Annotated in this window: 8 protein-coding genes; 4 read left to right on the top strand and 4 right to left on the bottom strand. The window is 64.8% G+C overall.

Features of this window, described 5'->3' with window-relative positions:
- Positions 1-186 (bottom strand): hypothetical protein (locus EOA38_RS39760; RefSeq protein ID WP_210212970.1); only part of this gene is annotated, 186 nt, incomplete at its 3' end.
- Between EOA38_RS39760 and EOA38_RS17265 the strand changes: the two genes are divergently transcribed.
- On the top strand, positions 187-639 hold the full coding sequence (locus EOA38_RS17265) for a hypothetical protein (RefSeq protein WP_127299787.1): 453 nt from the start codon (positions 187-189) through the stop codon (positions 637-639). It abuts the gene before it with no gap.
- Positions 640-654: 15 nt separating this feature from the next.
- Here EOA38_RS17265 and EOA38_RS17260 read toward each other — a convergent pair whose 3' ends face one another.
- Positions 655-1,563: a LysR family transcriptional regulator gene (locus EOA38_RS17260; RefSeq protein WP_126095646.1), complete on the bottom strand. Its 909-nt coding sequence runs from the start codon at positions 1,561-1,563 to the stop codon at positions 655-657.
- Positions 1,564-1,842: 279 nt separating this feature from the next.
- On the opposite strand from EOA38_RS17260, the gene EOA38_RS17255 reads away from it, so the two are divergent.
- From EOA38_RS17255 to EOA38_RS17245, 3 genes are read left to right on the top strand one after another with little or no spacing between them, the layout of a single operon-like run.
- Entirely contained in the window at positions 1,843-4,773 is a 2,931-nt protein-coding gene (locus EOA38_RS17255; protein ID WP_127299786.1) for a molybdopterin oxidoreductase family protein, read from the top strand.
- Positions 4,770-5,504, top strand: a complete 735-nt coding sequence (locus EOA38_RS17250) for a 4Fe-4S dicluster domain-containing protein (RefSeq protein WP_127299785.1) — start codon at positions 4,770-4,772, stop codon at positions 5,502-5,504. The genes EOA38_RS17255 and EOA38_RS17250 overlap by 4 nt, the downstream gene beginning before the upstream one ends.
- Before the next feature lie 11 nt (positions 5,505-5,515).
- Positions 5,516-6,454 carry a DmsC/YnfH family molybdoenzyme membrane anchor subunit gene (locus EOA38_RS17245; RefSeq protein WP_127299784.1) on the top strand — a complete coding sequence of 313 codons (939 nt, stop codon included), beginning with the start codon at positions 5,516-5,518 and terminating at the stop codon, positions 6,452-6,454.
- Between the two features lie 4 nt (positions 6,455-6,458).
- On the opposite strand, the gene pdeM is transcribed toward EOA38_RS17245, so the two are convergent.
- Complete coding sequence (gene pdeM / locus EOA38_RS17240) at positions 6,459-7,175, bottom strand: ligase-associated DNA damage response endonuclease PdeM (RefSeq protein WP_127299783.1); 717 nt, start codon at positions 7,173-7,175, stop codon at positions 6,459-6,461.
- Between the two features lie 18 nt (positions 7,176-7,193).
- Positions 7,194-9,731 carry a ligase-associated DNA damage response DEXH box helicase gene (locus EOA38_RS17235; protein WP_127299782.1) on the bottom strand — a complete coding sequence of 846 codons (2,538 nt, stop codon included), beginning with the start codon at positions 9,729-9,731 and terminating at the stop codon, positions 7,194-7,196.
- Positions 9,732-10,025 lie beyond the last annotated feature (294 nt).

The raw sequence follows: 10,025 nt of genomic DNA, 5'->3' as shown, positions 1-10,025 counted from the left end.
GAAGATGATCCTCAAAGTCGACCCGATCGCCAATAAGCTGGTCCAGGAAATACCCGCCCAGATACTCAGCAACGAGGGGAGCTCGTCGGCGAGGGCGGGGTTTGGGTCATCACAGGGAAGGGCATCGGCAACACGACGCTGACTCGATTCAATTCCCGCAGTGGCGCTGTCGATGCGAATATTCATTTGCCGGCATTGAGCGCCGGCGTCGTCGTTGACTTTGGTTCCGTGTGGGTGACCGGTTTCGGCAACAGCGAGCTGTACAGGATCGATCCAAAAACCAACACGGTGGTCTCGACCATCAAGCTTCACTCGTCGCCGCGCTTCATCGCTTCGGGCGAAGGCTCGATCTGGGTCCTCAATCAAGGCGATGGCTCGGTTCAGCGAATCGATGGAAAGACCGGCGAGCTGCTGGCGACGATTCAAACAGGCCTATCGGGCAGTGGCGGCGATATCGTTTGCGGCGGCGGCTATGTGTGGGTCTCGACGCCGGGAACGCCGGTCGCCCAGATCGATCCCAAAGCCAACACACTTGTCCGCAAGTTCAAAGGTAACTCGTTCGGCGACGCTATTCGTTACGGTGCCGGTTCGCTCTGGGTATCGGGATCGACCATCCACCGCATAGAGCCCCCAAAATAGAGAGCGCGTCCACCACTAGCCCCTGCCCGTTGACGACGCATGCGCCTTGCCGGTGAGATACGCCTTCAGCGCCATCTGCGCGAGGCTCGCCTGCCGGTCGCGGTGGGTGATCATGGCGAAATCGCGCTTCGGCAGATCGACCGGCACGGACCTGAGACTCCCCTCCGCCAGGGAGCGCGCGACGACCAGCTCCGAGATGATGGTGGCGCCGGCGCCGGCCTCCACCGCCTGACGCACCGCCTCGTTGCTAGGCAGGACCAGGAAGATCTGCAGTTCCGCCGGCGAGACCCCTTCGCCGCGCGCGAAATCCTCCAGTGCCTCGCGCGTGCCCGAACCGCCCTCCCTGATGATCCAGCGCAACGCCCTGATGTCGAGGTTTCCAGCCGGCGTCATCGGGATTTCGGGATGCGTGCGCGCCACCACCAGCATCATGCGATCCTCGTCGACCGTGACACGCCGCAGGATGTCGGACTCGGTGCGCCCTTCGACCAGGCCGAAATCGGCCCGGCCGTCCAGCACATTGGTCTCCACCTGCCGTGTGTTGCCGATGGTGACGCTGAGGCGCACAGCCGGATAGGCTTCATGGAACGCCGCCAGGCGCAGCGGCAGCCAGTAGCTGGCGATGGTCTGGCTGGCCGCTATCGACAGGCTGCCGGTAACCGTCTGCGACACGTGCTCCAGGACGTCGCGCGCAGCCGCCGCTCGCTCAAGGACCGCCTTGGCTTCGGGCAGGAAACGGTGGCCGGTCTGCGCGAGCTCGATGTTGCGCCCGACCCGGTTGAACAGGCGCACGCCATGCTGACTTTCGAGCGCGCGGATGGCCGCCGAGGCCGCCGACTGCGAGATGCCGAGCAATTCGGCCGCCTTGGTCATGTGGCCGTGCTCGGCGACGGCGACGAATATACGCAACTGATCGAGGGTCATGCCCGATTAAGAAGCAAAATCGATCGGAATTACAAGAGCCGCTTGTTAGACAGATCAATTGCTTTGTTCTAAGTTTTTGCCGGAACTTGGAAAAAATTGGCTGTTCTGCTGGCCAAGGTTGGAAATGATCGCGCGCTTCAAATCCCTTTTCGCGCATTGGAGCCGCCGGCTGAAGCGGCAGTTGGCCGGCGAGCGCTACCATCCCGAGCTTCACTACATGCGCGGACCGGGCCCGAAGACGAAAGCCAGAATGGCGAGCGGCAAGAGCGTTCGCGGATCATGAGCTCAACTGCGCCGCGCGGCGCCAATTCCGCACCCTCCCAGCGCCCGCTGGCCGATAGCCAAGCGCCTGACGAAGGCGACGGCGTCGACACCTCGCCCAGCGTTTCCGACCGCATCGCCAGGACCACCTGCTACATGTGCGCCTGCCGTTGCGGCATCGACGTCCACATCAAGGACGGCAAGGTGCGCTACATCAACGGCAACAAGGACCACCCGGTGAACCGCGGCGTGATCTGCGGCAAGGGCAGCGCCGGCATCATGCAGCACTACAGCCCGGCGCGGCTCAAGAAGCCGTTGCTGCGGATGGGTCCGCGCGGCTCCGGCGAATTCCGCGAGATCGAGTGGGAGGAAGCGTTCGCCATCGCCACCGAGCGGCTGTCGGCGATCCGGCGGACCGATCCGAAGAAGCTTGCTTTCTTCACCGGGCGCGACCAGTCGCAGTCGCTGACAGGCTGGTGGGCGAGCCAGTTCGGCACGCCGAATTTCGCCGCGCATGGCGGCTTCTGCTCGGTCAACATGGCGGCCGGCGGCCTCTACACGATCGGCGGCTCGTTCTGGGAGTTCGGCGAGCCCGACTGGGACAACACGAAGTACTTCATGCTGTTCGGCGTTGCCGAGGACCATGATTCAAACCCGATCAAGATCGGCCTCGGCAAGCTGAAGGCACGCGGCGCCAAGGTGGTGTCGATCAACCCGTGCCGCACCGGCTACAACGCGATCGCCGACGACTGGATCGGTATCCGGCCGGGCACGGACGGGTTGTTCGTGCTCGCCCTCGTCCACGAATTGCTCAAGGCCGGCCGCGTCGATCTCGACTATCTGCTGCGCTACACCAACGCCGCCGGGCTCGTGATCCAGGAGGCGGGTGCTGCCGAGGACGGACTGTTCGTTCGGGACGGCAGCGGCGATCTTCTAGCCTGGGACAGGGGCGCGAAAGCACCGGTACGCGCAGCCGATCCCGAGGCAAGGCCGGCACTGACAGGCAGCTACACGGTCAATGGCCGCCACAGCGTGCCGGTGTTCCAGCTCATCGCCGACCGATACATGGACGACAGCTACTCGCCTGATGCAGTCGCCGAGCGCTGCGGCATCAGCGCCGATACGATCCGCCGCATCGCGGCGGAGCTGGCGCATGTCGCCTTCGAGCAGACGATCGAGCTGCCGGTCGCCTGGACCGACTGGGCGGGCCGGCGCCACGAGACGATCAAAGGGCGGCCGGTGTCGATGCATGCCATGCGCGGCATCTCGGCCCATTCCAACGGTTTTCATACCTGCCGTGCCATCCATCTGTTGCAGGTACTTCTGGGCACCGTGGACGTGCCCGGCGGCTTCCGCTTCAAGCCGCCCTATCCCCGTTGCGCGCCTCCGGGGCCAAAGCCGTCCGGCAAGAACGTCCGGTCGATGACACCGCTGGAAGGCACGCCGCTCGGCTTTGTCTGCGGGCCCGACGATCTGCTCGTCGACGAGGCCGGCCGGCCCACCCGCATCGACAAGGCCTATTCCTGGGAAGCGCCTTTGGCCGCGCACGGGCTGATGCACAGCGTCATCCGCAACGCCTGGGCGGGCGATCCTTACCCGATCGACACGCTGATGATGTACATGTCGAACATGGCCTGGAATTCCTCGATGAACACGGTCGAGACCATCGCCATGCTCACGGACAAGGATGAAGCCGGAAACTACAAAATCCCCTTCATCATCTATTCCGACGCCTACTATTCCGAGACTGTGCCGTTCGCCGATCTGGTGCTGCCCGACACCACCTATCTCGAGCGGCATGACTGCATCAGCCTGCTCGATCGGCCGATCAGCCATGCCGACGGGCCGGCCGACGCCGTCCGCCATCCGGTGGTGCAGCCGGACCGCGACGTGCGGCCGTTCCAGTCCGTGCTGATCGAGCTCGGCGCGCGGCTCGGCCTGCCCGGCTTCGCCAACGAGGACGGCTCGGCGAAATACCGCGACTATGCCGACTATATCGTCAACCACGAGCGCACGCCGGGCATCGGACCGCTGGCCGGCTGGCGCGGCAAGGATGGCGGCTCAATCGGTAAGGGCGAGGCCAATCCCGGGCAGTTGCAGCGCTACATCGACAATGGCGGCTTCTGGCATCACGCCTTTGCCGACGACCAGCGCTATTACAAGATGGCCAACGGCGCTTATCTCGACTTCGCCGTCCAAATGGGTTTCATCGCGAAGGCCGAGCCGATCGTTTTCCAGCTTTATTCCGAGCCGATGCAGCGCTTCCGGCTCGCCGCGCGCGGCCATGGAAAAGCGCAGCCGCCGGAAGCCGAGCGCGACCGGATCGAGACCTACATGGACCCGCTGCCTTTCTGGTACGCGCCTTTCGAGGACGAGGCCGTCGATCTGCAAAAATATCCGCTGCATGCGCTGACGCAGCGGCCGATGCACATGTACCATTCCTGGGGCTCGCAGAATGCATGGCTGAGACAGATCACCAGCCAGAACCGGCTGTTCGTGCACCGGGAGACGGCCGACGGACTCGGCCTTGCCGACGACGACTGGGTGTGGATCGAAAGCATCAATGGCCGTGTGAAGGGCCAGATCAAGCTGATCGACGGCGTGAACCCGGACACGGTCTGGACCTGGAACGCCATCGGCAAGCGGCGCGGCAGCTGGGGCCTGAAGGACGATGCGGCCGAGAGCAATCGCGGCTTCCTGCTCAACCACATCATCGGCGACCAGACTGTGGCCGATGCCGACGGCAAACGTTATTCGAACTCCGATCCTGTCACCGGACAGGCTGCGTGGTTCGACGTGCGCGTGCGCATCGTCAAATGCACGCCCGAGGAAACCGGCTTCACCGAACCGCAATTCGAGCGCTTTAAGCAGCCGCCGCATATGGAGGCGTCGCCGGACATACTGCGGTTCGGCGCATCGTTCCGTATCAAGAGGGAAGCCGCCGAATGACCTGCCTTCCCGCCCATACCGAGAAAAAGCTCGGCCTCGTCATCGACCTCGACACCTGTGTCGGCTGCCAGGCCTGCGTCACCGCCTGCAAGGAATGGAACACCGGCGGCCATATGGCGCCGCTGACCGACACCGATCCCTATGGCGGGCATGTCGACGGCGTCTGGTTCAACCGCGTGCACGCTTACGAGCACACGACCGAGATGGGCGGCCGAACGGTGAGCTTTCCCCGTTCCTGCCTGCATTGCGAGCAGCCGGCCTGCGTCACCGTCTGCCCGACCGGCGCCTCCTACAAGCGCGCGTCGGACGGCATCGTGCTGGTCGACGAGGACAAATGCATCGGCTGCAAGCTGTGCAGTTGGGCCTGCCCCTATGGCGCGCGCGAGTTCGACACGGATGTCGGCGTGATGAAGAAATGCACGCTCTGCGTCGACCGCATCTACAACGACAATCTGGCCGAAGAAGACCGTGTGCCGGCCTGCGTCGCGGCATGCCCGACCAGCGCCCGGCATTTCGGCGATCTCGGCGACCCCACCTCGGCGATCTCGCAGCTTGTCGTCGAGCGCGGTGGCGTCGAGCTGATGCCGGAGCTTCGCTACAAGCCGACCAACAGATACCTGCCGCCGCGCGCCCACAGCGAACGCGCGGCACGAGTGGACGCACCGGCGCTGGAGCCCATCCGGGCCGACGGCGGCTTCTTCGGCTGGATCGATCGCATGCTTTCGAACTAGCTTCGCCCTCCATGCATCCCGCTTTCTCGGTCGTCTTCTTCACCACCGCCACCGGGGCCGGCTACGGCCTGCTGGCGCTGCTCGGCGTGCTTGGCGGGCTTGGCTACATCCCTGCCGATTTCCGGCTGGGCGTTGCCGGCATGGCGCTTGCGCTCGGCCTGATTGTCGCCGGTCTGCTGTCCTCGACCAGCCACCTTGGGAGACCCGAACGAGCCTGGCGCGCTTTCTCGCAATGGCGCAGCTCCTGGCTGTCGCGCGAAGGCGTGGCGTCGGTGGCGACTTTCATTCCGGCCGGGCTGTTCGGCATCGGCTGGGTGCTGCTTGGCAAGAGTGGCGGCTGGGTGGCCGTCGCCGGGCTGGTGGCGGCCGCCGGTGCGGTGACGACAGTCTGCGCGACAGGCATGATCTATGCCTCGCTCAAGCCGATCGCGCAGTGGCACAGCCGCTATACTTTGCCGGCTTATCTTATGTTCTCAACAATGACAGGCTGTGTGTTGCTGAGCGCCCTTCTCCAGGGTTTCGCCAAGGATTCAACGGTGGTGCTGACCGGCGCGCTGCTCGCCACACTCGCCGGCTGGGCATGGAAGATCGCGACCTGGCGATACAACGACCGGCTGGAAATCCCGACCACGGCCAACACGGCGACCGGCCTGGCCGGCGGCACGGTGCGGTCGATCGAATGGCCGCATACGGAAGAAAACTATTTGCTCAAGGAGATGGGATTCCGCATCGCGCGCAAGCACAGCGCGAAACTGAGGCGGATCACGCAGGTGCTGGCTTTCGCTGTCCCGGTCATCTTGCTTGCTATCGCGCTTGTCTTACCGTGGCCTTTCGCCGCCATTGCGTCGACGCTCGCGGCCATCGCCCAGCTTGCCGGCATGCTGGTCGAGCGCTGGCTGTTCTTCGCCGAGGCGAAGCACACAGTCACGCTCTACTACGGTCGGGAGTAGCGTCTCAACCCGGCCGGAGCATCGATCCGGAGATGGCGAAGATGCGGTCGGCGCCCAGCATATAGGCCATCAGCGTCTCCAGCCGGAACAGGCCGGCATAGGCGCGGTCGAGCACGTTGAGCGAGCCGGTATAGGCGCCGAAGGCCGGCATGATCATGCGGCCGCCGTCGCCGGCAAAGCAACGCCGCCTGACCGAACGGCCGCGCTGGACGATGCGGGCGCAAGGATGGAGATGACCGGCGATCTCGCCTTCCACCCGCAGCTTCGAAGGCTCGTGACGGAAGAGCAGCGAGCCGATGGCGAGTTCCTTCACCGTATCGCCAGACAGGTCGGCGGGCGCGTCCGGATCGTGATTGCCGGCGACCCAGAACCAGTCGCGGCCGGCCATCATCGCTTCCAGGCGCTCGCGGAAGCTCTCATGCATACGCTCGGCGCCGCCGCCGTCATGGAAGGAGTCGCCCAGGCTGACGACGATCCGCGGCTGGTAGTCGGCGATCACCGCCTGCAGCCGCAGCAAAGTGGCTCCTGTGTCGTAAGGTGGGATCAGCGCGCCGCGCCTGGCGAAGGACGAGCCTTTCTCGAGATGCAGGTCGGAGACCGCGAGCAGCCGCAGGTCGGGGAAATAGAGCACGCCGCGCCGGTCGCAAACCGCGCGCTCGCCGGCGATGCCGACAAGGTCGGCCTCGGCAATCAGCGTTGCGCGCGACAGCGAAAAATTCATCCCCTCTCCGTTCTCCGCTTAGTGCCCTGAACCCATCGCTTCTTCGACCAGGTCGGCGGCTTCCATCAAAAGCGTGTCGTTGGCGCCGCCATTGACCGACTCCTTGCCGATCTCCAGCATTACCGGCACCGCCAGCGGCGAGATCTGGTCGAGATGCTTATGCATGATTCGACCGCGCACACGCGAGAGCATCTCCCCAAGTCTGCTGACATCGAGCAACCCGGCGGAGGCATCGGTTCGCGTTGCCTGCAGCAAAATATGGTCCGGCTCGTGGCTGCGCAGCACGTCGTAGATCAGGTCGGCCGAGACCGTCACCTGGCGCCCGCTCTTCTCCTGGCCGGGGTAGCGCTTCTCGATCAGCCCGGCGATGACGGCGCAGGTGCGAAAAGTGCGCTTCAGCATCCAGCTATCGTTCAGCCAGGCTTCGAGATCGTCGCCCAGCATGTCCTCGTCGAAAAGTGCGGCCAGCGACGGCTTCTTCGCCTTGAACAAAGCCGCCATGTCGTCCAGCGCCCAGACGGCCAGCGAGTAATCGGTGGCGACGAAGCCGAGCGGCCTGGCATGGGCGCGCTCCAGCCGACGCGTCAGGAGCATGCCGAGCGTCTGGTGCGCCAGCCGGCCCTCGAAGGGATAGGCGACCATGTAATGGTGATTGCCGCGCGGAAAGGTCTCGACCAGGAGATCGCCACGCTTTGGCAAAACCGACTTCTCTTCTTGAATCCGAAGCCAGTCGGCCACCTGTTCGGGCAAGACCTTCCAGCGATCGCTGTCGGCCAGCATGGCGCGCACCTGCTCGGCGAGATAGGTTGAGAGCGGGAATTTGCCACCTGCATAGGACGGAACGATGATGTTGGCGCCGGCGCCGTTGGAGACGATGCATTCGTTCTCGCGAATGCCCTCGAAGCGCAGCACCTTGCCGGCAAAAAGGAAGTTGTCGCCGGGGCGCAGCGTTTCGGCGAAATACTCCTCGATCTTGCCGAGCACCGGCCCGCCACGGCCGGCCATGCCGCGCCCCTGCCTGACATAACGGACATTGAGCTCCGGCATCTCGACGATGGTGCCGACATTCAGCCGGTATTGCTGCGCGACGCTCGGATGCGAGACGCGCCACAGGCCGTCCTTGTTCAGGCGGATGCGGGCATAGCGTTCGTAGTTCTTCAGCGCGTAGCCGCCGGTGGCGACGAAGTCGATGACGCGGTCGAAGGTCTCGCGCTCCAGTGTCGCGTAAGGCGCGGCGCCGCGCACTTCCTCGAACAGGAGATCGGCGTCGAACGGCCCACCGCAGGCGACACCCAGCACATGCTGCGACAGCACGTCGAGCGCGCCCTTGACCAGCGGCGGCGTGTCCTGGGCGCCGAGATAGTTGGCGTCGAGCGCCGCCCGGCATTCCAGCACCTCGAAGCGGTTGGCCGGGATCAGGATCGCCTTGGACGGCTCGTCCATGCGATGGTTGGCGCGGCCGATGCGCTGCGCCAAGCGGCTGGCGCCCTTCGGCGCGCCGACATGTACCACCAGATCGACATCGCCCCAGTCGATGCCGAGGTCGAGCGTCGAGGTGGCGACGATGGCGCGCAGCGCATTGTCGGCCATCGCCTTCTCGACGCGGCGGCGCTGGCCGACATCGAGCGAGCCGTGATGCAGCGCGATCGGCAAAGAGTCCTCGTTCGCACGCCACAGCTCCTGGAACAGCAGCTCGGCCTGGCTGCGGGTGTTGACGAAGAGCAGAGTGGTGCGGTGCTGCTTTATCGCTTCGTAAATCTCCGGAATGGCGTAGCGGGCCGAGTGCCCCGACCATGGCACGCGCTCGCGCGAGTCGAGGATGGAGATGTCGGGCTTGGCGCCGCCGGCGACCGTAATTAGCCCTGCCATCTCGGGGTTGTTTGAATTTTTGGGCGTGTTCTGCGCAACCAGCCAGCGCCGCAGCTCATCCGGTTCGGCCACGGTGGCCGACAGACCTATGGTCTGCAGCTTGGGAACGAAGGCGCGCAGCCGCGCCAGGCCGAGCGCCAAAAGGTGCCCGCGCTTCGAGGTGACGAGCGAATGCAGTTCGTCGAGCACGACATAGCGAAGGTCCTCGAAGAAGCGCTTAGCGCCGTTTGAGGCGATCAGCAGAGCGAGCTGCTCGGGCGTGGTGAGCAGAATGTCGGGCGGCACCAGCTTCTGTCGCTGGCGTTTGTGCGAAGGCGTGTCGCCGGTACGCGTCTCGATGGTAACCGGCAGCCCGATCTCCTCGACCGGCTTGCCGAGATTGCGCTCGATGTCGACGGCTAAAGCCTTGAGCGGCGAGATGTAGAGCGTATGGATGCCGCGATGGGCTTCGCCAGGCTTGCGGCGCGGACGTTTCGCGAGCTCGGTAAGCGACGGCAGGAAGCCGGCCAGCGTCTTGCCGGCGCCGGTCGGCGCGATGAGCAGTACCGATTGTCCGCCTTGAGCCTTGGCCAGCAGCTCGAGCTGATGGACACGCGGCGACCAGCCCTTTTCACCGAACCATTTGACGAATGGCTCGGGCAGCAGGACGGCGGCATTCTGTTCGGCAAGGCGCGGCTGCTCTGTCACGCGCCAGAGGTAGCGCGACGGTGAGCAATCGCCAAGAAAAATCGGAACAAAAGGGGATCAGCATTCCTCGCCCCTTCTCCCCTTGTGGGAGAAGGTGGATCGGCGCGCAGCGCCGAGACGGATGAGGGGTGTTCCAGCGGAGTGAGACGCTGGCGTTCCCTGGAGCACCCCTCATCCGTCGCCTTCGGCGACACCTTCTCCCACAAGGGGAGAAGGGACGCCCCCTATCGCTCAGTCTGAAAATCCACCCGGACGGGCGATGCGAGGCTCCCGTCGTTCCGGCACACCTTGACG

Source organism: Mesorhizobium sp. M1E.F.Ca.ET.041.01.1.1 (genome assembly GCF_003997355.1).
In the GTDB taxonomy this organism is placed as follows: domain Bacteria; phylum Pseudomonadota; class Alphaproteobacteria; order Rhizobiales; family Rhizobiaceae; genus Mesorhizobium.
This window is presented reverse-complemented; position numbering and strand designations above follow the sequence as displayed.